This is a genomic window from Paenibacillus sp. FSL L8-0340, from assembly GCF_038593145.1.
In the GTDB taxonomy this organism is placed as follows: Bacteria; Bacillota; Bacilli; order Paenibacillales; family Paenibacillaceae; genus Paenibacillus_AQ.
This window is the reverse complement of sequence record NZ_CP151967.1, coordinates 4,734,422-4,756,843: the sequence shown is the minus strand read 5'-3', so window position 1 is coordinate 4,756,843 and position 22,422 is coordinate 4,734,422. Positions and strand designations below refer to the sequence as shown.

The window sequence follows — 22,422 nt, the reverse complement described above, 5'->3', positions numbered from 1 at the left end:
ATATCAGAGAAGGAGGCAAGACAGCCAGATGCTGCTGCAAATCGTAAAAAGAGATGTTTTACGCAATAAAATCATCACCGGCGGATTGTTCATTTTTATTATGCTGTCTTCGCTGCTGGTTGCTTCTGCTTCGCACATCATTATGGAACTGACCGGCTCGCTGAATCAGCTGCTGGCCGCATCCAAGACTCCCCATTTTGTGCAAATGCATTCCGGAACCTTAGATGATTCCGCCCTTAAACGGTTTGTTTCGGAAAATCCGCTTGTACAGGATCAGCAGACGGTTGAGATGCTTACGGTCGACGGCTCAAATGTGTACTTGGGCAATCTGCAAAAGTCGGAAGCCGCCAGCGTCATGGATATCGGTTTTGTGAAGCAGAATCAGAAATTCGATCTGCTGCTGAATCTGGATAATCAGGTGATCACGGTTTCACGCGGCGAAATTGCCGTTCCTATCTACTATAAGGGACAGAAGCAGCTGAATATCGGGGATAAGGTCAATGTTACCTCCGGGTCCTTTACCAGAGAGTTCGTGATCGTTGATTTTGTCCGGGATGTCCAAATGAATCCGGCGATTGTCAGCTCCAAACGTTTTGTCGTAAATGAGGCGGATTACACAGCGCTGCGGGGGAAGCTTGGCGAAGTGGAATATCTGATTGAATTTCAGCTCAAGGATAGCAGCAAGCTTACTGAGTTCCGTAATAGCTATCAATTTGCCGGCCTGCCGGATAAAGGACCGACCATTGATTACCCTTTATTTAAGACGCTGAATGCTCTAACCGACGGAATTATAGCCCTTGTCATTATACTGGTGAGCCTCCTGCTTATGGTGATTGCTATCCTGTGCCTCAGATTTACGATGATCGCCTCCATGGAGGAGGATTACAGGGAGATCGGAGTCATGAAAGCAATCGGGCTGCCGCGGCAGGATATCAGAAGAATCTATATGGCCAAATACATCATACTGGCCGCATTGGCTTCATGCTGCGGCTATGGATTGTCACTTTTTACTGCACGGTTGTTTACAGCCAACATTAGCCTGTACCTAGGCGCGGCTCCGAAGGGGCTGCTTCAGCATATCGTTCCTTTACTCGCTGTCAGTCTGAGCTTCGGGATTGTTGTGCTCTTTTGCAGGCTGATTCTTAGAAGGTTCAACCGGATCACGGCCATTGAAGCCTTGCGGTCAGGTACTGCCGGGGTGGGGAGAACACATACGTCATCGTTTACACTCAGCAACCGTAAATGGCTGCCTGTGAATGGTTTTCTAGGGTTAAAAGATGTGTACAGCCGCTTCAGCATGTTCGGAGTGTTACTGCTGGTTGTGGTGATCTGTCTGTTTATGATCATCATGCCGGTGAATTTGTTGAATACGCTGCGCTCCCCGCACTTTATATCCTATATGGGCGTAGGACAGAGCACCATCCGGATTGATCTTCAGCAGTCAGGCGATACCGCCCGGCGGTTTGAACAAATGCTCACAACACTTAAGAAGGATCCGGACATCAAAAAATTATCGCCGCTCATTACCTCCCGCTTTAAGGTATTGGGAAGTGATGACGTCTGGGAGAATATCAATGTGGAAACAGGAGATTTCTCCATCTTTCCTTTGTCATACATAGAAGGCGGCGCCCCTGAAGGCGGAAGTGCAATCGCCCTGTCTGATCTGAACGCCAAGGAGCTGAATAAACGGGTCGGGGATAGTCTTCTTCTCAAGGCTGGAGGGAAAGAACGGAAGTTGACGGTAAGCGGAATCTATCAGGATATCACCAATGGAGGGCGGACGGCTAAAGCGCAGCTGCCCTATGATCCAAAGACTGTAATGTGGTATGTGGTAGCGGTGGATGTACAGCCTGAAATTCCGGTCGCCGGGAAAATAGAAGAGCTGGCCGAGGCATTCTATCCGGCTAAAATCACTTATCTGGACAGCTATTTAGCTCAGACCCTGGGGAATACAGTTAAGCAGCTGCGGATGGTCACTATACTCGCGATCGCCATTTCCATCTCGATAGCGGTACTGATTACGTCCTTGTTTCTAAAAATGCTGCTGGCGAAGGATTCCACACAAATTACAATCTTGCGAAGCATCGGGTTCACGGTCGCTGATATCCGCCGGCAATATCTGGCCAGAACGCTGCTGATCGCCGGTCTTGGCAGCCTGCTTGGGATCTTGACGGCCGGAACGATCGGTCAAAGTCTGGTGCATGTTCTCGGATCATTCCTGGGTGCTTCCCGAATTCAGCTTGAGGTTGATCCGGTGCTGGCCTATCTGATTCTTCCGGTTAGCCTCATGCTGGCCGTGGCGGTTACTACTATAGGAAGTATAGGACCCATTCACAAGTCCGGGTTCACGAATAAGATAGCCGATTGAGGGGGCGACAACTGGATGCATATATTAGAAACTAAGGGATTAAACAAAACTTTTTCAAACGGGCAAGGAACGCAGCAGCCTGTATTAAAAGAGATCAACCTGCAGATTCCACAGGGGGAGTTCACAGCAGTGATGGGACCTTCAGGCTCCGGCAAATCAACATTGTTGTATACATTAAGCGGTATGGATACAATGACAGCGGGCAGTGTTCTTTTTAAGGGGCAGGAGCTCAGCGCCCTTTCCGAAACCGAACTGGCGGCGCTGCGCCTGCATAGTATGGGCTTCATTTTTCAGCAGATGCATCTGTTAAAAAATCTGAACATCCGCGACAATATCATCCTGTCCGCTTACCGGGCCAAAAAGACCAGCCGCAGAACCATCAATGCAAGAGCTGCCGATCTTATGAAAAGAACAGGCATTTCCGCATTGGCTGACCGGGGAATTACAGAGGTGTCCGGCGGACAATCACAGAGAGTGGCGATCTGCAGGGCGCTGATCAATCAGCCGGATATTCTGTTTGGCGATGAGCCTACGGGAGCACTGAACTCCAAGGCTGCCGGTGAGATCATGGAAATCCTGGGGGAGATTAACCGTTCGGGAACCACAATTCTTCTGGTTACCCATGATGCCAAGGTCGCTGCCGGGGCAGAGCGGGTGCTCTACATGCTGGATGGCCGAATGGCTTCCGAACACTGGCTAGGCAAATATCACAAAGAAAAAGGCGATCTTAAGCAGAGGGAAGAGAAGTTGTCCTCCTGGCTGCGGACCCTGGAATTCTGAGCGATAGGTTAAGGAATGAAATTTGCATTACAAAACTAGCCGGGAGTTTGGCTTCAAGTCACTAGGGGCTGTCCAATAAGTGATATGCTCCCCATATAGTAGACAGGTGAAATAATAAAAACCTGTTACTGTATGGGGAGTATTTTTATGGAACAAAAGAAGTTTACAGCATTTGAAAAATTAACGATTCTCCAAGAGGTTGAATGCGGCCAGATCGGGCTCAAGGCTGCAGCTCGAAAGTACGGATTATCTAAAACATCTCTAGTGAAGTGGCGACGACGTTATCAATTGTACGGTTTTGAGGGGCTGGAAGTCCGGTCCTGCAACCGAAAATATACTGTGGAAATTAAGCGCCAGGCCGTTAAAGATTATATGGAGGGGGCATTGTCGCAATATCAAATCATCGACAAGTATAAGATCGCAAGTCGAACCCAACTCGCCAACTGGATTAAGAAGTATAATGGTCATAGCAGCAGCTTAACAGCTAATTCAGGAGGAACTAGAGCTATGACCAAAGGACGCGTAACCACTTGGCAGGAACGGATGGATATCGTGCTGTACTGCCTGTCGAATGGACAAGACTACACAAAGGCAGCAAACCATTTCCAGGTTTCTTACCAACAAATATATAGCTGGGTGAAGAAGTACGAAATAGGCGGCGAAGAGGCATTACGAGACGGCAGAGGACGTACCAAAGCACCTGAAGAGCTCACAGAAGCAGATCGCCACAAACTCGCGATGCAAAAGCTGGAATATGAGAATGTGCGGCTGCGTGCAGAGAATGCTTTTCTAAAAAAGTTAGAGGAACTCGAAAGGAGGAGACGCTAAGTCACGTTCGTCAGGAGAACATCTACCTGGCTATTCAGGCCGTTCAGCAAGAGGAGTCTTGCTCTATTCAGCTTTTGTGTAACATCGCAGGGATCTCACGGTCAAGCTACTACAAATGGTTGAATCGTGAACCCAGTTCCCGGGAGACCGACAACGTGAAACTTACACAGGCCATGCTTCTCCTGTATGAGAAGGTGGAACGAATCTTTGGGTATCGTCAATTGACCCTGCATTTGCGCAGACAAATGGGTAGAGTCATTAACGCGAAGCGAGTGTACCGTCTCATGAGGCTCCAAGGCATCCAGTCCGTCATCCGCAGAAAGAGGAAGAAGTACGTAGGCTCTGCGCCTCAGCAGGTTGCAGAGAACGTACTGAACCGTAAATTCGAGGCGGAAATGCCAAACCAAAAGTGGGTAACCGATGTAACGGAATTTAAATATGGTAACGGGCGGAAGGCGTATTTAAGTGCAATAAAAGATCTACATGACAAGTCCATTGTTGCTTACGTTCTGGGTCATTCTAATAATAATTCGCTGGTTTTTAAGACGCTGGAGTTGGCTTTGCAGGCAGCACCAGAGACCCACCCCTTACTTCATAGCGACCGTGGTTTCCAGTATACCTCTCTGCACTTTAAGCAGATGCTGGACGAGGCAGAACTAACGCAAAGCATGTCCCGGGTGGGTTGCTGTATTGATAACGGACCCATGGAATCCTTCTGGGGGACACTCAAATGTGAGAAGTACTACTTGCATACCTACCAAACCTTTGAAGAGCTCCAACAAGACATTGATAATTACATACATTTTTACAATTACGAACGGTTACAGGCAAAACTAAACGGCCTCAGTCCCAATGAATTCAGGACTAAGGCCGCTTAAGGATCTTTTATTATTTACGCTGTCTACTTGACGGGGTGCAGTTCATAAGTGGATTATTCTACGAGTGAGACAGTCCTTTGTTCTTCCTTGCCCAACATATCTTAAGAATCTTAATTTTCACTTTCTAGTCGTTTCTTCTTCTCACTTATCAACTGTTGTACAGTGAACATTTCTATGTCATCCATACCTTTTTCCTCTAGGTATTTTTGGATGTTCTTGTTGCCATCTAAGATAATAATTTTGCCGTTATCAACACTCAACACACCAGTTTGAGTCTCTGAAGTGTCTTTTCCAGGTTCAGAACGTATAAATACAATGTATTTCTTATTCCATCCAATTTCAGAAATTATGGGTTCAACCACTACCGGGTCTTTATCCATCCTCCCCTTTATGAAGTTGACTTCTTCACTACTTTGAAACAACCGATACTTCCCGGGCAATATAAGAATATTCGGTTCTCTATAATCTCTATTGTCCTCTACGGCAGTAGAGCAAGAAGTTATTAAAGTCAGCATACAAATTAAAAAAATATATAGACTCAACTTCTTGAACATAATTAGCCTCCAAACAAGTGAAATAATAATTAACTTACTATACTATACCAGTTTTGAAAAGAAATTATTCAGCATACAGAGTGGGAACCAAGAATGTACCTGGCTCCCACTTCCCTAGTTTTTAACGGGTGTTAATGTAGAAGAAAATGTCATAAGGAACGATTACTCCTAGTCTCTGGTTATCGGCTGCATAGTTATTTACCAGTGATACAAAGTTTGCTGGTATGCCCATTCCGCTTCCATAATTCCAGTATTCAAAATTATATAAATCATGAACGGTCGCGTCGCTTCCCTCATGGAACGGATTTGTCATATATTTGATATATAACAGTGTTCTTTTCCAATATATACTTATTAAGGTGAATATGTTTTTCAAAGACGGCTTAAAGGAATATATTGGAATATTTGAAGTTTACTCTTTCTTGTTCGTGACTTCAAATATATATGGTAAAATAAGTAATAAGAACTATTTTTCACAAACTCCAAAAAATAGAATTGCATAAAGAAGAATACAAATCGCTACTCTTCGGGTAGCAGATAACAGAGTGGCGATCTGCAGGGCGCTGATCAATCAGCCGGGATTCATTGGGCCTTGCGAAAGGGTGATGCAACGTGCTTAGATCAAATGTCATAGGATATCCACAGAATTTTATAAAATTTTCCAGTATAATGTAAGCGATATCATTATGGAATCGGCCTGCATCTTCAGGATCATCCGTGCCATATGACAGCAGTCCGATTACTCTGTTTAAGGGAGTCGATTTAATGCTGATCTTTAAGAAGATTTCGTTTAACAACTGGTTATTTACTGTTTTGGCTCTGCAGTATGCTCTCATGCATCTTTTCAAGCTCCACATTCCGGATTCGATTAAGTTATCTGAGATCATTGTTTTTATCGTTTATACCGTTTCGGAGATTACATTGTTTATCTACCGGGGCAGACGGGCAGCCGTTGGAGCTGTTTCCGGAATGATCCCGCTTTTTTTTGCGGTGCTTTGGACTGTCGCCTTCTTTTCTCATTTTCAAAGCGAGAATTATGTGGCAGAACTTACGGTGATTAACTCGGTAGGAATGTTCACCGCCTTTTTTATTTTGCTGTTTGAATACATATTTCTGATTAGGGATTAATATTTTTGGCTTCAGATCACCAGCCGTCTTGGAATCTCAAGGCGGTTTTTGCGTATTTACGCACAATAGTCCAAAATTCAAAGAAATACTTAGGTCTGGGCGGTTCATTGCAAGAGATCAGGATTTTCCAGGAATTGCGACAGAATACATAATATTATGAAGGTTTAATTTTTAGGTGTAATGCGTTAAGATATAGACATCACCAGATGGTAGCCACAAAGAACAGCAGCAAGCGGTTACAGGTGATGGACTCATTCCTAAATTTAGAAATGAATGTAGGAAAGGAGAGGCCCCGATGTACTACCGTTAGCGATGCATGCCGGAATCGGCTGCTGCCGGAGAAGGTGTAAGTGACAACATCTTTTCGCAGACCGTGGGTATGCGGGAATCCAGAGGTAACCAGGACCAAGGAACAGCTATTCAAGCAGGATTCATCTTGCGGAAGAAGGAGCGTGATTCCATTGAAAAAGGTTAGCGATGCGTACTAAACACGATGGCTCACAGTAGGGGAAACGTCCGTGAAAACGTTTTTCGTGACATCGAGTACGCGGGAACTCATCCCATATGCAGGACATGGAGCAACACTCCGAAAGGGAGCGCACGGGGACTACCGAAATATGAATAACAATCACCATGTCAGGGATATGGATTGTTGCTGGAGGAAATGATTGAATTGAAGAACGGATTGAACACATAAATCCCCGTTTACCTTAGGCTGAAGGTAAGCGGGGATTTATGTGTTCCTGCGGCAAACCGGGGAGGTCTATCATGTCTTGTCGAAATATGAAAAAACACAGTAGTGTGAAATAATTCACGTGACTATTATAAAATTTTAATATATAATAAATTTATAAAAAAAATTAGGGGGATTTGAGATGAAACTATTTAAAAGTTTGCTAGTCGCAGGGGTATCGGTTGCATTATTGTCGGGTTGTGGTGCGAACAATGATAAGGCGGCGAATGAGACAGCAACTGCTTCTCCAGCAGCAAATGAGGCTGCTACGGCTTCTCCGGCGGCAGCTCAGACAGATGCTACATCGGCGGCTTCCATCGTTAATGAAGCGGCTGCATTTACTAAGGCTGTAAGTGCAGAAGGAACTTGGATTGTTGCTATTCTGAATGATGTTACTGTTGATCAGGACGTTGTTGTAGCCGGTGAGTTCCATGATAAAGGTGTTGCTGAGAACGCAGTTTACCGTAAGCTTGCTCTTTATGCACAGGATGCGGATCACAAAATCACTGCAAATTACACACTTACCGCACCTAAGGTTACCGTACAAAGTGAAAACTTCAGAGTGCAAGGCGGGACGATCAAAGGTGATGTATATGTTGAAGCAAAAGGTTTTAACCTGCATGAATCCGCTACAATTGATGGTAACCTCTACTTTGCCAGCGAAGATGTGAAAGCATCCGCAGCAGTGGATGGTAAAGTAACTGGAGCAACAGAAGTTAAATAAGTTCATTTAGTGCAATCATACTTTTTTTCGAGAAACCTGCAGACAGTGCCACGATGGCACAGCGTCTGCAGGTTTTTTTATATAAATTATCCTTCTATTTCTCGCTGAAACGGATACCGTCCTTTTGAGGACGGCGAAGCCGTTTCCACTTATGACAATCCAGTCCATTCTGATAAACCCTATATGGTACAATATGGATGGACTGCGATCCTTACACATAGGAGGTTTAGTGTGAAAAAAAGAACGATTGTATTAATTCTGCTACTAATCATCATTTTAGGTTTAGTGGGCTATAGAAGATATTTCTATCAATTTAAGGATCTTGGGAAAGCTACCCTATTTAGTGGTCCCATTGAGTCACCCGAAGGTGAGTATAATGCACGCGCGTATTATATCCCATATGGTGGCGCTGCAGGCGGTGTAATGTATCTTGTCGAAGTCGAGCAAAGCAAGACAGGCGTGAAGAAAATCATATATTCCAGCGAGCACAAAGACGAATTTTTCATGGACTGGCAAGCTTCGGATATTCTCTCGATCACCAATGAAAGTTCAGAATATAATGAATACCGGAATATTGAACTGAAAGTGAAAACCGAGATCTATGAGGAGTCAGGTTCTGCTTGCCGAAGCCTCCTGCTAAAGGACCAATATGAAACCTGCTATCAAGACGTGAAGGAGTAGACCCGTTATGTTGAAGAAGATAGGATTAACCCTTCTGGTCATTCCTTTGGTTATTATAGTGTTATTCGTTTCCCTGTTCCTGATCATGCCATTGGTTAACAATGTGAACTTATCCAAGTTCGAGAAACAATTTAGCAAACATCAGCTCCCGCCTGAAACCACGATTGTAGAAAGGGAGTCTATACTTGGCAAACTGAATGGAAACGGCAACGGGTTGGACTTTTTGGCTGCAATTCTAGTGGATTCTTCATTATCTGTTGACGAGCTGACAAGCTTTTACAGTAAGGAAACTTTCAAAAATGCCAAGCGGAGCAGAGAATACCCGGTCATCACTGAAGTCCTGCCTGTTACAGGAGCTTCTGTGGATTCGGTACATTTAGAACACGGCTCTTTGACTTTTGATACATTAAAAGACATCGCAGATTACTCCGGTTATTACTTTATCATTTTGTATGATGGAGGATATGATGCCTCGTTTGATATTCGGGGACATTAATTTACATGAATGGGGAGGAATAAGTAATGCTTGTGTCCAAAAAAATAATGATCGTATGGATCTTGTCAGCAGTCACGCTTGGCGGATGCTCCAGCTCACCCCCTACAGCGTTAGAACAGCAGGATACCTCCGCAGCCGTTCCTGCGGTTCAACAGTCCTATGATTTGTCTACACTCCATATGGACTTGCCGGCAAACTGGGGATTGGATACTTCTGATCCGAAGGTTTATGTAATTAAAGATGAGCAAGGTGAGGCCAGGGGCGAAGTATCGGCCAGTGAATTTGTGGAGAACTTTGATTTCAAGAAAATGGCAATGCCCAATCACAGCTCGCTGACTTCTGAGGAGGAGCTTGATATTCCCATGGGAACAAGCAGATTATTTACTTTGGATGCCGACAACGGCTCTGCAGCGTCCGGTCTTACAGGGACTCATGATACCTATTATGCGGTGATTCCGCATAAAGAAGAAATTTTATATATTTTGAATTTTTCCAACAATGATAAAGCTGCGGAAACCAAACAGGAATTTATCGGGATCTTGACAAGCCTCCGAATAAAGGACACCAGGATCAAGAGCATCAGGCTGGAATGTGCTGATTTATGCAAAGAAGGGGCAGACAAGTCTGGACCATTTACTGAAAAAACCTTCACCGATGAACATGAACTTGAAGTCTTTGCAAATGCCTTGAACAAGGCAGTGAAAATAAATGGTGAACTGAATTATGTTACATGTTTTCTAATGCATATTTCTTACCTTGACGGCACGCAAAAAAAGTATGTGCTAAACATTTCGGATAGCGAACAAGAGGGGATAACGGGTCTGCTGGTAGATACTGAAGACAGTGGACAGGGCTATGAGATCCCAGAGAGAATTCATAATGAGTTAAGGGCACTGATTTATTAGTTACTTAGCTTTCGCACTAGAGATATCAGGTGAATCCCTCATGGCAGAAATAGAGGGAATAGAGAAAACCCGAGCAATTATCGCGAAATCGGCGAGAAATTGTTCGGGTTTTTGAGTGAATATCAGCAGCAAAATACAATACATAAACTAGTCCGCAAAATATGTGCGTTTTGCACGCATTTATGTTATGGTATATATGTGCAAAACGCACATAAATGAATTGAAGGGAAGAATGCAAATGATTAAAGCCGCAATTGTTAAGCAAGCGGGAATCCCTCCCGTATTAGGTCAATTTCCTGCCCCCATTGAATCCGCTGACAAAGTTATTGTTAACGTTTCGGCCGCTGCTTTAAGTAAACTTAGTAAGTTTCGTTCATTAGGCATGCATTATTCATCAGAAACAAACTTTCCACTTGTAGCTGGTGCAGATGGTGTCGGCACATTGGCAGATGGATCTCGTGTTTACTTTGCGCTCCCTGCCGCACCCTATGGGAGTTTAGCTCAACAAACAATTGTAGAAAAAAATATGATTATACATTTACCCAAAGAGATTGATGAAATAACCGCCGCTGCAATCACAAACCCGGCTATGTCCTCGTGGGCTGCTTTGGTCTATCGGGCGCATTTCCAGTCTGGTCAAACGGTTCTGATTAACGGTGCAACTAGTGAATCCGGTAGTTTGGCCATTCAAATTGCAAAACATTTAGGCGCAAAAAAAATTATTGCAACAGGACGAAACCACACAAAGCTACAGTCCATCGGAGCAGATGAATTCGTTGCATTTGACATGAATACTGACAACGGCAAAAATGCTTTTGAGAAAGCCCTGGAGCCAGCTTTTGCGGATGGAGTAGATGTTGTACTCGATTATCTCTGGGGTGACAGTGCCTTCGCCATTCTCTCTGCTGCTGCAAAAGCTGGTGGGAGCCGCCCAACGCGATTTGTTAGTATAGGAACTGCGTCCGGGCAAGAATCCATCAATATGCCCTCTTCATTACTTCGTGCATCTACGATCGAGCTGGTCGGCAGTGGCGGCAGAAGTGTTTCACAATTGAATATGCTGTCATCTGCACAAAGTGTTTTGGATCTTGCTTCAAAAGGAAAGATCCACATCGCTACAACAACATTTTCTTTAGAAGATATCGAAATAGCCTGGAATGCGCCATTGACACCTCGTCCCGTTATAATGATAAAATAAGGAACATGGAAGATAAACTTTTTAGTACACTGATTGAATTGACTACAATGCTTAATCAGTCAGATCGCCATAAGAAAATGATTGCCCATGCTGGCGTTAACATGGAAGCAGCAGCTTTTCGTGTTTTCATCGGCATTGGGCGTCTTCAGTCAACTAGTGTCGGCGATTTGGCTGCCATGATGGGCAAAAATTACTCCAGTGTTAGCCGTCAAATTGATAAATTGGAAATAGCCGGATTGGTCCATACTTATCCGGCAAGGAATGATTCTAGAATTCGTGTTTCTGAATTAACAAATCACGGAAAGGAGATTTTTTCTCAAATTAACTCCACTCGAAATGGCATCTTACAAGAAGCCTTGACGGACTGGACCGTAGACGAAAAGCAGCGTTTATTGAACGACTTAAGACGCTTAATTGATTCCTTAAATAAATTCAACTAATCAATGTTCAGACACTTTCTTATTGGCATGGTTGCTCGCGCTCCCATGATACCAAACGAGCAAGGTGTTTTTTTTGTCAAGCCCAAAAAGGGCATAGTGACTCAATCACTTTGCACCTTTTAGAATAGGCTAACCTTATTGTGATGGGGGAAGTGCGTATTGCTGCTGAATGGCGGTATCCCTGCTGCGTGTAAGTGTTTTACCCCATTTAATAGACGGGATTTCTATAAAATGATAGGACAATGCAGCAATGGAAATACTAGCCGCGGCTGTTAGCAAGAGGATGAAGCCAATAGGGATGATTCCGTACAATAATTTAATGGAAGCTACCAGGATAATGAAATGATATAAATACAGGCTGTACGAGATCCGCCCCAGATAGCTGACGATTTTATTTCTCAGGATTGTTGAGAATCTCCCGCTGGATAAGGCAATGATTATTAACGAGCCGCACCCGAGCATGTTGATATAGGAAACCAAACCTGTGATTAAGGGGTTGCTTCCTGGTGCATGCAGCGAATACAACGCATAGGCAAAGGTAAAAAGAATGATTTTCGGGAGAGATCCGGTTCTTTTATAATGTTTGATGAAAAAAGCTCTGTGTTTCGCCAGCAATGCGCCGACCACAAACAGCAGCATATAACCAACCGTATCTCCGTATCCGCCTAAATAAAAACCGATAATACCAGCCAATAGGTAGGCTGCGACGTTTTTTTGCCATGAATATCTGATCACTCCATACATCATCAAGGGGAACAGAATGGATATGCGCATTTCATGAACCAGCGACCAAATTACATTGTTAAATGCATTCACATTGAAGCTGCCGATCAGGAAAAAATGTCCCAAGAGTAGTCTGGCTGAGATCGGCGTAGTCCAGCTCATGGAATTATACCACTCACTCAGTTCAGGAATGGAGCTCCTTTGGATCACTATGCTGAGAAGTACCGCTAAACATATGGCAACATAGAAAGGGATGCAGATTCTGAGAAATCTCTTGAGCAAGTAGGGCAAGTACCGGATTGTAGTTCCTTTAAGAAAGGGTAAAGCCAGAACAAATCCGCTCAGCACGAAGAATAGTTTGACAGCTTCCGGACCGCCGATAAACAGAGCCCTTGTGAACGGCAAATATTTGAGCACGAAGAGAGTCAGGTTATCCTGCGGCGAACTGGGCGAGTAAATCATGGGGAAGACAATCATCAGGTGTGTAATAAGCACCAGAACAGAAGCGATGCCTCTGAGCGAATCTAATTCAACATAATGACCATTAGCTTTAACTTTATGGTTATTCATCAGCATCCCTCCTTTATTTGTTTATATTTTAGCACATATGGAGAACTTTTATATAAAAAGTTATTCATAACGAATAACTAATAAGAATATGAAAAAGTTTTGGTAAATGCTGTAACATCAAGGTATACTAGCCCGTCAATAGTAACAGAGGTGAATTACGATGATGAAATGGATAAAAAGTGGCGGGCCGATTTCAATACTGCTTATATTGCTGCTGCTCGCAGCCGGTTGTGGGACGACAAATAAGGCGAGTGTGAAGCCAATAGCCGGGACTGCTGCACCTGAAGCAGCGCCGGAGCAGACGTCAGAACCCTGCTATGCCGAGATTGAATGGGTGGATTTCTTGATGATCAATGATATCAGGTATTCTCATAATTATGATGCAACCAAGCCGGTACCTGCGGATCAACGGGGAGATAAGGTTGGGGAAGTGTCTTTTAAGGTGAGTGATAATGCCTGTACCGATCATGTCGTCAAAAACGGGGATGCCGCATTTCTTCCTGTGGGTACAGTGATCTATGCGCTGGAAGGCTACAGATCCGAATATCGGGTGGTAGCGGATAACAAGATTTATGAAGTAGAAGAGAATCCAAAGGCAGCCACTATCGGAGACCTGCTGGATATTGCAGGGAAAGTGGACAAAGTTAGTCTGGAAAGCGGTATGGATAGCAGTCAGATTGGTGATTTCACTAAAGAGGCCTCCGAAGAATTTATTCGTGAACTGCTGCCTCTGAAGAATGTTGGTTTTGATGCAGTCTATAAGCAAACAAAACATGAATACGGAGTGTTCCTGCGGGTGCATCTGCAAGACGGCACTTCTTTCCGTATGGTATATTATCCCAAGGGGAATGCCTTCACGGCAGGCGCGTTCGGAACAGACCGTTTACAGGAGTTAATCACAACCCAAAGGCAGCAAATTAAGGCGGCTGCGGGAATGTAAGTTTCATTATATTTTTGCTGAGGGTGTGAATATAAATGCTTCCATTAGTCAGGCTGGCTACAATAAAAGATGCGGATGTTTTGTCCAGGTTAAATTATGAGTTTAATGGCGGGGATAAGCGTCCGGAGGCGGAAATTATCGAAAGTTTGAACACTGGGAACGAGTTAGTTGCCGTTGCCGAATTAAGGGACCAAGTCGTCGGCTTTGCCTGCGCGCAGAGCTCACAATCCTTCTGCTACGCAGCAAGTCATGGTGAAATTACGGAAATGTATGTTCAGGAATCAGCCCGGAGGAAAGGCGTGGCGGTGGCACTGCTTGCCTTTCTGGAAGCTAAGCTCCGCTTGCGCGGTGTAGGCACAGTGAAGATTTTGACAGGAAAAACGAATCATCCGGCGATTGCCACATATGCACGCTGCGGGTATATTAAGCATGATGAAGCTGTTTTAGAGAAAAGATTATAGTATGAATATTGCCTGGAGATTTTGCTGATGCAGTTACTTACATAGAGCAGTACGTGCGTGGTGTGGAATAACCAATGATCTAAATTTCTAAGGACCCGTCATTAATAGTGCACGAATTGTCGGGTGACTGTGCTCCATTATTGCTATTCTGGATGTGAGGAGAGGAGGAGCGAAGATGAACCTGCTGGAGAACATGAATCATGCATTGGCTTATATCGAAGAACAACTGACTGGGGAGATTGATTACCGGGAAGCGGCAAAACGCGCATTATGCTCGGAATATCATTTCAAGCGGATGTTCTCTTTTCTCGCCGGCCTTTCGCTTTCGGAATATGTACGGCGTAGACGGTTGACGCTCGCGGCCTTCGATCTGCAGAGCAGCCAGCTCAAAATTATCGACATTGCGCTGAATTATGGATACAGTTCACCGGACGCCTTCACCAAGGCATTCCAGCAGTTTCACGGTGTTCTGCCCTCAGAAGCAAGAACCGCAGGACCTTCACTGAAGTCCTTTCCTCGAATGACTTTTCAGCTCATGATCAGAGGAGGAAATGAAATGAACTACCGGATTGAGGAGAAGGAAGCATTCCATATCGTCGGGATCAAGAAGAGAGTCCCTATTATTTTTGAGGGGGTGAATCCGGAGATTTCAGCAATGTGGCAAAGCCTGGATCTGCCAACCCTCTCCAAGCTCAAGGAGCTTTCGAATGTCGCACCCCTGGGACTGATAAGCGCGTCCACAAACTTTTCCGAGGGGCGGATGGAAGAAAAGGGGGAACTGGATCATTACATCGGAGTGGCTACCACTCTGGGATGTCCCGAGACCTTCTCGGTGCTGGAGGTTCCGGCAATGTCTTGGGCGGTATTCGAGTCCATCGGACCTTTTCCGGCTACCCTGCAAAATATTTGGGGACGGATCTATTCCGAGTGGTTCCCTTCTTCCAACTATGAGCAGACCGAAGGGCCGGAAATCTTATGGAATGAGAGCAAAGATGTAACGTCCCCGACTTACAAAAGCGAAATCTGGATTCCGGTTGCGAAAAGGGTGTAGAAGGTGTACTGCTTAAGGGAGCAAACTTGTTCAAGAAGGATTGGGAGAAAACAAATACACCGTCAGATTGCTGACGGTGTATTTGCTTTGTCTGGCTCAACCGGCAACAAAGCTGGCCGGTTCTCTCACATGTCAATCTCCTCAAGGCCGCTTCGCCGGAAATCCATATACCTTCGCTCGCCAAGCGGTGAACAGCGCAAGCAGCAATAGAATAAACAATGCCCAGGGGAATGAGGCGACACCCAGCGTTTCGATTAGAACCCCGCCCAGCACACCACCGCTGCCGATCGCCAGATTCCATACCGTCACCAACATAGACTGGGCGACATCGGCACTCTCCCCGGCAGCTTCAGCAATTGCTGTCTGCAGCATTGTTGCAGCGCCTCCGAACGTCAATCCCCATGCAGCAACCACAGGATAGATTACGACGGGATGGTTGCTTATGCCAAGTGCAATGGCGGCCAAAGTAAATGCTGCGAGGCTGATCAGAACCAATGGACGCAATTTACGGTCGATCAGAATACCGGTAATCCCGATGCCTGCCAGTGAAGTAATACCGAAAATAAGCAGCACCAGGTCAATACGCCGGGTAAGTCCGGCCTGCGCAAGAAATGGCGCAATATAGGTATAAAGGATGTTATGGGCCAGTACCCAAGCGAGAACGACTGCCAGAACCGGCCGCACTCCGGGAATAACAAAAACCTTATAGAGCGGCAGCTGCTTATCGGCACTTGTGCCCGGGTAGTCCGGCAGCTTCCAAAGCACCCAGAAGACCAGCAGCAGCGCAAGCAGTGACATGATTCCAAACACAGCACGCCAGCCGACGAAGGTGCCAAGAAATGTTCCGGCAGGGACACCGATGGCCAGGGCCAGAGGCGTGCCGACCATCGCCACCGCCATGGCCCGCCCCTTAAGTGATTCCGGCACCATGCGGCGGGCATAACCTGCGATCATCCCCCACAGGACACCGGCACAGATGCCGGCCAAAAAGCGGGCTGCCAGTGTCAATATATAATTAGATGAAAAGGCAGTGACGGTGTTGAATACGAGAAAACCAATAATGCATAGCAGCAGCAGGGGCCTCCGCCGCCATCCGCGTGTTGCGGCGGTTAAAGGAATGGCGGCCAACAATGAACCGAGGGCGTACAAAGTGACAAGCTGACCGGCTAGAGCTTCAGAGACTCCAAGCCCATCACCAATTTGCAGCAGCAAGCCGGCTGGAACCGTTTCGGTGAGAATACAGATAAACCCCGTCATCGCGAGGGCGAGCAAGCCAGCCCATGGGAGCCGCTCAGAAGTGCCGGAGTCATGCTGTGCGGAAGAAGTTGTATTTTGGCTCATTTGAGTAGCACCCTCTCCTGTACTCATTCTCTATGATCTGATGCCGGCATAAATTGCGTCACAAAGGTCAACCGTAAACTGGCCGGACATGCCTTCCAGTAAGGTATTGGTAAATGCCACAACGCTGAGCCGCTGCGTAGGATCGACGAACCATGAATGACCATAAGTGCCGCCCATCCGCCATGTTCCCGGTGATTCAGGAGTGTTTGCGGCGGCAGGGTCTTTCAGTACTGTAATGCCAAGACCGAATCCCCGTCCTGGCCAAAAGGGCATAGGCAGATCACCGATCTGATTGGTAGTCATTTCATGAATCAGAGATTCCGGCAGCAAAGGGGCCCCGCCCTGGCGCAATGTTTCCAGCAGATGCAAAAAGTCCCCGGCACTGCCAACCATACCGGCTCCACCGGAGGGATAGGCGGCGGCATCAAGTGCCCGGCCTGGAGCAAGCAGGAAGCCTGCTGTACCGTCCACAAAGGCAATCTTGTCGGGATCAAGTAATGGCCGCGGCTCCGGGTAGTCGTTGGCATAGGGGGTGGCCAGCCGTTCTGGATCAGCTGCAATGAACCCGGTGTCACTCATGCCGAGCGGTTTGGTTACCAGTGAATCTATGGCTTCGCTAAGCGTTGTTTCTGTGACCTGGGCGATGATTGCACCCAGCACATCCGTTGCTATGGAATATCTCCACTCGGTGCCTGGCGTGTAGAGAAGCGGCACAGAGGCGAGGCGGCGCATATTCTCTTCCAGTGTGATTCCGGACTGATCCATGCCGTCCGAAATCCCTGCCCGCTGATAGGAACTATTCTCTTCCTGGAAGAACCGGTAAGACAGACCCGCCGTATGCGTCATTAGATGGCGGACCGTCAATTGCGCGAGTTCGCCGTTCTGCAAGCGTGGGCGGAACTCCGGAAGCCAACGGTCAACACGGTCGTCCAACTGCAGGCGCCCTTGCGCAACCAGCACTAAGGCAGCCGTGGAAACAATAGGTTTGGTGACCGAGGCGAGCCGGAATAAAGCATCTTCACTCATGAGCCGGTTCAGCCCGCGGTCAGCATAACCGGCAGCGCGGCTGTAAACTATTGTTCCGTCTATCGCCACTTTAATGACGGCTCCTACCAACCTCTTGTCGGCAAGCGTCCGATCCAATACTTCATCGATGCGGCCCGACAAACATTGCGGATCACTTGGGTTTGAATATAATGTATACATGGTCTCCATCCTCTCGGAATAGTTAAAGTCTTGGACACTTTACTATTGTAGGCTTATTATATAAAATAAGTTACCTTGGTTACATAACGTAACAAAGGTAACTCGGCTGTATAACGATTAAATTATATTTGTTTTAACCAATTGACCTGAATTTTAAAGGAGCTGACTATAATGGATCATGTGGATAAGCAAATCCTGTTCCACCTGCAGAGCCAAGCGAGAATTTCTATGACAGAACTGGGGAAAAACGTCGGCTTATCACAGCCTGCAGTTACAGAGAGGGTTAAACGCATGGAGGAGAAGGGGATCATCAGTGAGTATCGCACCATCATATCCCCTGAAAAGATTGGCAAGCAGGCTGCCGCCTATATATTGTTTCATTCTAGAGATTGTAACGCATTCCTTGATTTCTGCCGGGCCGCTCCCGATGTGGTCGAATGTTACCGGATAAGCGGGGAGCACAACTATTTGTTGAAAGTGATTAGCGATTCTACGCGAGCGCTTGAAGAGTTCGGAAATCAATGTGATAAATACGGGACCTACACGATTCTAATCGTGATGTCATCTCCTATCGATCATAAATTCCTCATCCCTTCACTGGGGGAAACACCAATAAATATGCTGAGTTAATCAACCCCCGCCGGAATGATTTAAGGCTCGAACCCTAGCGCAGCTGCGCCGGGGATTCGAGCCTTTGTGTGCTTCAACTATAAACTAAGCAGGCAGTATAGCTGCATGTGATTCTTCAAATAGGGATGCTTCTGCCTCTGCTGCTTTAAACTGGAGGTTATATAACTGTGCATAAAGCCCGTTTTGGGCGAGCAAAACATCATGTGTGCCTTCCTCGGCAATTACCCCCTGATCCAGTACAACAATTCTGGATGCGTTCCGTACGGTTGAAAGCCTGTGTGCAATTACCAGTGTAGTCCTGTTGTTCATCAAGTGATCCAACGCTTCCTGAACCAGCCGCTCGGATTCGTTATCCAGAGCAGAAGTGGCTTCGTCCAGCAAAAGCAGCGGTGCATCACGAAGAAAGGCCCGGGCAATAGCGATTCGCTGCCGTTGTCCGCCGGAAAGACTCGAGCCGTGTTCACCGATGACCGTATCGTATCCGCCCGGAAGCTTCGCGATAAACTCGGCTGCGCCCGCAAGCCGGGCGGCTTCGTAAATTTCTTGTTCACTGGCTGAATTAGAGCTGAAGGCTATATTGTCTCTAATCGTACCAGAGAACAAATAAGGGGATTGCGGTACATAAGTAACCTGTGCCCGGGCTTCTTCCAGCTGCTCCTGAACCGCTCTTCCATAAACTGAGATGCTGCCGGCATCGGGTGCATACAATCCACAGCATAAGCGGGCAAGCGTTGTTTTGCCGGAACCGCTTGGACCTACAACAGCGACCGTTTCTCCATGCTGAATTTGCAGGCTGAAGCCTTCAAACAGCGGCGGCTCCGTTTCTATTCGGCCGGAATAGCTATAGCTGACCTCTTGTAGGCTTAATGCAGCCGACTTCTCCGAAGCGGGGGGAGGAGGGGACGAAGCCGGGGAAGAATGTGGTGCTCCTTCCTCATCTGCATCCAGTACAGCGAATACGCGGTCGGCTGCTCCTAACGCTTCTTGAACACCACCCCAGGTCTGGGACATGTGGACAAAAGGCCACTGTACCCGTCCCATCAGAATGATGAAGGCGAGTACTTCACCGGCTGTTGTTCCGCCTCTTACGGCAGAGACTGCGATCAGCGCAGCGCAGGCCACCATTACGATATTGTTGATAAAGGCAGAGGACTGCCAGAGCAGCGTGTTCAGCAGTGCTCTTTGGCGCTGCAGCCGGTTCAACTGCTCACGTCCGGCTGCATACCGGTTCAAGAGATTGTCCTCCAGGGAAAAGGCCCGGACCACTTTCATTCCTTGCAGCGTTTCCTGCAGAATACCCCGCAGCTCAGCTTCCTTCTGATGGATCTCCGTGAACAGTTTGCGGAGTCTGCGGTCAAAGAAGCGTCCGGAAAGAAACACAACCGGTCCCGAACCGAGCGCCAGCAGCGCGATCCAGACATCCATTTTCGCCAGGTACAGAAAAGAAACGAGACATAAAAGCAGATTATAGCCCAAATCATAGACGATGCCGTTAATCATGCCAATGGCCGCACCTGCATCCCGGTTATTGCGCGAGACCAAATCTCCTGAATGCATGGACTGGACTTCGCGGAAGGGAAGCCGGTGGGTCTTGTCGAACAGCTTGGCGCGAATCGCCCAAGCCATTTGGCTCTCTGTAATAAAGCGGAAGTAATGCTGCAGCATGAGGCAGATAATAATGATAAAACAGACGATGGCGCAAATAACGGTAATGCGGGTAAGGGAATGCATATTAGAGCTGTTGATGGTATCAATAAACACCTGCTGGATGGCTGCAAAGCCGATGTCCAAGACTAGCCTTGCCGAGAGCAGTAATACAGCCGCCATTAACCCGATACGGTAGGGGGTTGAGAAGGTCATCAACCTGCGCAGTACATATCCAAGCTTGAGTTTTGCGGACGCTTTTGCATTCATTCCAGACCCTCCCTGACCTCAAGCAAATCGTGATTCTGCTTCATCGAAGTCTCAACCATTTTGAAGTACTTGCCTTCTAGTGCCATTAACTCCTGATGTGTGCCTGTTTCTGCTACAGATCCTGCTTCCATGAAATAAATCTGATCGGCGTCACGGATAGTGGACAATCTATGGGCAATAACGACTGTTGTCCGGTCATGCATGAGCTCCCTGAGGGCTTGCTGAATCAGCTCCTCATTGTGGCTGTCCAGTGCGGCCGTGGGTTCATCGAGCAGCAGAAGTTTGGGCTCGCGGACAAACGCCCGGGCAATGGAGAGACGCTGCCGTTCCCCGCCGGATAATGTTAACCCCCGTTCCCCAATAGTAGTCTCATATTGTAAGGGCGTTCTCATAATGACTTCATGGATGCCGGCTCTTTGGGCTGCTTGGATGACCTCCTCCGTTGTGGCACCGGATTTTCCCCAGGCTATATTCTCATGGAAAGTGCCGGAGAACAGATAAGGCTCCTGGGACACGTAGGCAATTCGCTCACGCCAGAGCCGGAGCGGGATTCTGGTTAAGGGGTGAGCGCCACAGCAGATAACCCCTTCGTCCGGTTCATAGGCTGCGAGCAGCAAATGAAGCAGGGTGCTTTTTCCGCTTCCACTGGGGCCTGCTAATGCAGTCACCTTCCCGGGTCGTATGGTAAGCTGCACATTGTTTAATACTGGAGCGGCATCATAGCGGAAAGTTACGTTGTTAAAAGAAATATCGGATCGGCTGATCATTTCCGGATCGGGCTCTTCAGTTATCTCCATCCGGGAATTTAAAGCTGCAGCTTCGTAATTTGCCGCTTCCTCCGGTAAATCCAGCACTTCAAACATCCTTTTGCCTTGCGCTAAAGACATCTGCAACTCCGTCCACAGGTTGGCCAGCTTCGAGACCGGATTTGAAATCTGCTCAAAACAGATCAGAAAGGCCGCCACAGCCCCCACATCCAAACGCCCCCCGATGACCAGATATCCGCCAAAAGAGAGGACGTAGAGCAGTCCGCCAAGGATAACGACCAGTGGCATATTATAGCCAACAGCTTCTAAACGGGTGAGCGGTATATGAATAGTGAAATATTGTTTTACCCGGGCGGCAAATTGTTGGTGCAGCCTGGGGGCAAGAGAGAAGGCACGCACGACTTCGGCACCCTGGACCGTATCCTGAATAAACATTTGCTGCGCGGTTTCGATCTTCTGTCTTTGCTCATGCATGGAGCGCAGCCGGGAAGTGAAGGGAAGCATGACGAGTGGAACCAGGGAACAAATGATGATCGTTCCCAAGGTTAACGCAAATTGAAGCGATAACAGATAGGTGAGAAGGAAAGCAATCTGCAGCAGATTGCTGAACAGGTCAATGGTTTTCTGGTTGATTCCATGCTGGGCCGCAGAGGCGGAATCATTAATCCGGCTGATCAGATCTGCAGAATGATAACGATCCAGCTCTTTCATTTGCACGTTCAGCAGTCTGCCCAGAAGTGATACCTGAAGCCGGGAGGTCGACTTGACCTCAAGTACACCTGACAAATAGCTTTTTAGAAAGTTGGCTGCGGCATCGACGAACATAATGACAACGGCAAACAGGGTGGCGGAGGTCAGGCCCGGCATATTGTGATTTGTAGCCGAATTAATAATTCGCCGTAAAGCTTCGGCTACACCAACCGTTGTAAGAGAGATGACTGCTGCCAGGGCGCATAATAGAATGTACCAGCCTAAATAAGGCCTGCCAAGTTTAAATAAACGGAAAGTTGTGCTGGAAACAGCAGCGGATTCCTTGTTGCCGGCTGCTGCATGGCTTGATTCACTCACGAGGGACACTCCCCTTATTCTCAAATTTTCCTGTACTC

22 protein-coding genes are annotated in these 22,422 nt (G+C 47.0%); 15 read left to right on the top strand and 7 right to left on the bottom strand.

The window, feature by feature from the left end; translation table 11 throughout:
- Positions 1 to 28 precede the first annotated feature (28 nt).
- From NST07_RS21690 to NST07_RS21680, 3 genes are all read left to right on the top strand, one after another.
- Positions 29 to 2,368, top strand: coding sequence for an FtsX-like permease family protein (locus NST07_RS21690; protein WP_342480167.1), 2,340 nt, complete (start codon positions 29 to 31; stop codon positions 2,366 to 2,368).
- Between the two features lie 15 nt (positions 2,369 to 2,383).
- The gene (locus tag NST07_RS21685; RefSeq protein WP_341094264.1) at positions 2,384 to 3,148 is read left to right on the top strand and encodes an ABC transporter ATP-binding protein; all 765 of its coding nucleotides are present in this window, start codon (positions 2,384 to 2,386) and stop codon (positions 3,146 to 3,148) included.
- Positions 3,149 to 3,295: 147 nt separating this feature from the next.
- A protein-coding gene (locus NST07_RS21680; protein WP_342480166.1) for an IS3 family transposase occupies positions 3,296 to 4,854 on the top strand; the annotation gives its coding sequence in 2 pieces (ribosomal slippage) (positions 3,296 to 3,929 and positions 3,929 to 4,854; 1,560 coding nt in all).
- A gap of 110 nt (positions 4,855 to 4,964) precedes the next feature.
- Here NST07_RS21680 and NST07_RS21675 read toward each other — a convergent pair.
- Positions 4,965 to 5,408 (bottom strand): hypothetical protein, encoded by a 444-nt coding sequence (locus tag NST07_RS21675; RefSeq protein WP_342480165.1) that lies wholly within the window; start codon positions 5,406 to 5,408, stop codon positions 4,965 to 4,967.
- Between the two features lie 121 nt (positions 5,409 to 5,529).
- Entirely contained in the window at positions 5,530 to 5,721 is a 192-nt protein-coding gene (locus NST07_RS21670) for a hypothetical protein (RefSeq protein WP_342480164.1), read from the bottom strand.
- Between the two features lie 452 nt (positions 5,722 to 6,173).
- Here NST07_RS21670 and NST07_RS21665 point away from each other — a divergent pair, with 452 nt between their 5' ends.
- From NST07_RS21665 to NST07_RS21630, 8 genes are all read left to right on the top strand, one after another.
- Entirely contained in the window at positions 6,174 to 6,536 is a 363-nt protein-coding gene (locus NST07_RS21665) for a hypothetical protein (RefSeq protein ID WP_341379067.1), read from the top strand.
- A 316-nt stretch (positions 6,537 to 6,852) separates the two neighbouring features.
- Positions 6,853 to 7,011 carry a hypothetical protein gene (locus NST07_RS21660; protein ID WP_341094259.1) on the top strand — a complete coding sequence of 53 codons (159 nt, stop codon included), beginning with the start codon at positions 6,853 to 6,855 and terminating at the stop codon, positions 7,009 to 7,011.
- A 400-nt stretch (positions 7,012 to 7,411) separates the two neighbouring features.
- Complete coding sequence (locus NST07_RS21655) at positions 7,412 to 7,993, top strand: hypothetical protein (RefSeq protein WP_342480163.1); 582 nt, start codon at positions 7,412 to 7,414, stop codon at positions 7,991 to 7,993.
- Positions 7,994 to 8,224: 231 nt separating this feature from the next.
- Positions 8,225 to 8,674, top strand: a complete 450-nt coding sequence (locus tag NST07_RS21650) for a DUF5412 family protein (protein WP_342480162.1) — start codon at positions 8,225 to 8,227, stop codon at positions 8,672 to 8,674.
- 7 nt (positions 8,675 to 8,681) lie between these two features.
- Positions 8,682 to 9,170, top strand: a complete 489-nt coding sequence (locus NST07_RS21645) for a hypothetical protein (RefSeq protein WP_341094256.1) — start codon at positions 8,682 to 8,684, stop codon at positions 9,168 to 9,170.
- A gap of 179 nt (positions 9,171 to 9,349) precedes the next feature.
- On the top strand, positions 9,350 to 10,075 hold the full coding sequence (locus NST07_RS21640; protein ID WP_341094255.1) for a hypothetical protein: 726 nt from the start codon (positions 9,350 to 9,352) through the stop codon (positions 10,073 to 10,075).
- Positions 10,076 to 10,313: 238 nt separating this feature from the next.
- Positions 10,314 to 11,273 (top strand): zinc-binding dehydrogenase, encoded by a 960-nt coding sequence (locus tag NST07_RS21635; protein ID WP_342480161.1) that lies wholly within the window; start codon positions 10,314 to 10,316, stop codon positions 11,271 to 11,273.
- A 5-nt stretch (positions 11,274 to 11,278) separates the two neighbouring features.
- Positions 11,279 to 11,713: a MarR family winged helix-turn-helix transcriptional regulator gene (locus NST07_RS21630; protein WP_342480160.1), complete on the top strand. Its 435-nt coding sequence runs from the start codon at positions 11,279 to 11,281 to the stop codon at positions 11,711 to 11,713.
- 135 nt (positions 11,714 to 11,848) lie between these two features.
- Here the strand turns inward: NST07_RS21630 and NST07_RS21625 are convergent, their stop codons facing one another.
- Complete coding sequence (locus tag NST07_RS21625; protein WP_342480159.1) at positions 11,849 to 13,006, bottom strand: acyltransferase; 1,158 nt, start codon at positions 13,004 to 13,006, stop codon at positions 11,849 to 11,851.
- A gap of 160 nt (positions 13,007 to 13,166) precedes the next feature.
- Here NST07_RS21625 and NST07_RS21620 point away from each other — a divergent pair, with 160 nt between their 5' ends.
- From NST07_RS21620 to NST07_RS21610, 3 genes are all read left to right on the top strand, one after another.
- A complete protein-coding gene (locus tag NST07_RS21620) occupies positions 13,167 to 13,946 on the top strand; it encodes a hypothetical protein (protein WP_342480158.1) in 780 nt (259 codons plus the stop codon).
- Positions 13,947 to 13,981: 35 nt separating this feature from the next.
- On the top strand, positions 13,982 to 14,407 hold the full coding sequence (locus tag NST07_RS21615; RefSeq protein ID WP_341094250.1) for a GNAT family N-acetyltransferase: 426 nt from the start codon (positions 13,982 to 13,984) through the stop codon (positions 14,405 to 14,407).
- A gap of 175 nt (positions 14,408 to 14,582) precedes the next feature.
- Positions 14,583 to 15,458 carry a GyrI-like domain-containing protein gene (locus NST07_RS21610; RefSeq protein WP_342480157.1) on the top strand — a complete coding sequence of 292 codons (876 nt, stop codon included), beginning with the start codon at positions 14,583 to 14,585 and terminating at the stop codon, positions 15,456 to 15,458.
- A gap of 141 nt (positions 15,459 to 15,599) precedes the next feature.
- On the opposite strand, the gene NST07_RS21605 is transcribed toward NST07_RS21610, so the two are convergent.
- Positions 15,600 to 16,799, bottom strand: a complete 1,200-nt coding sequence (locus NST07_RS21605; protein ID WP_342480156.1) for an MFS transporter — start codon at positions 16,797 to 16,799, stop codon at positions 15,600 to 15,602.
- 30 nt (positions 16,800 to 16,829) lie between these two features.
- Positions 16,830 to 18,005 (bottom strand): serine hydrolase domain-containing protein, encoded by a 1,176-nt coding sequence (locus tag NST07_RS21600; protein WP_342480155.1) that lies wholly within the window; start codon positions 18,003 to 18,005, stop codon positions 16,830 to 16,832.
- Between the two features lie 171 nt (positions 18,006 to 18,176).
- Between NST07_RS21600 and NST07_RS21595 the strand changes: the two genes are divergently transcribed.
- Positions 18,177 to 18,635, top strand: a complete 459-nt coding sequence (locus NST07_RS21595; RefSeq protein ID WP_341094246.1) for an Lrp/AsnC family transcriptional regulator — start codon at positions 18,177 to 18,179, stop codon at positions 18,633 to 18,635.
- Positions 18,636 to 18,719: 84 nt separating this feature from the next.
- On the opposite strand, the gene NST07_RS21590 is transcribed toward NST07_RS21595, so the two are convergent.
- Together NST07_RS21590 and NST07_RS21585 are read right to left on the bottom strand one after the other, a co-directional pair.
- Positions 18,720 to 20,549, bottom strand: coding sequence for an ABC transporter ATP-binding protein (locus tag NST07_RS21590; RefSeq protein WP_342480154.1), 1,830 nt, complete (start codon positions 20,547 to 20,549; stop codon positions 18,720 to 18,722).
- Positions 20,546 to 22,384 carry an ABC transporter ATP-binding protein gene (locus NST07_RS21585; protein WP_342480153.1) on the bottom strand — a complete coding sequence of 613 codons (1,839 nt, stop codon included), beginning with the start codon at positions 22,382 to 22,384 and terminating at the stop codon, positions 20,546 to 20,548. Before NST07_RS21585 ends, NST07_RS21590 begins: the two co-directional genes overlap by 4 nt.
- Between the last annotated feature and the right edge of the window lie 38 nt (positions 22,385 to 22,422).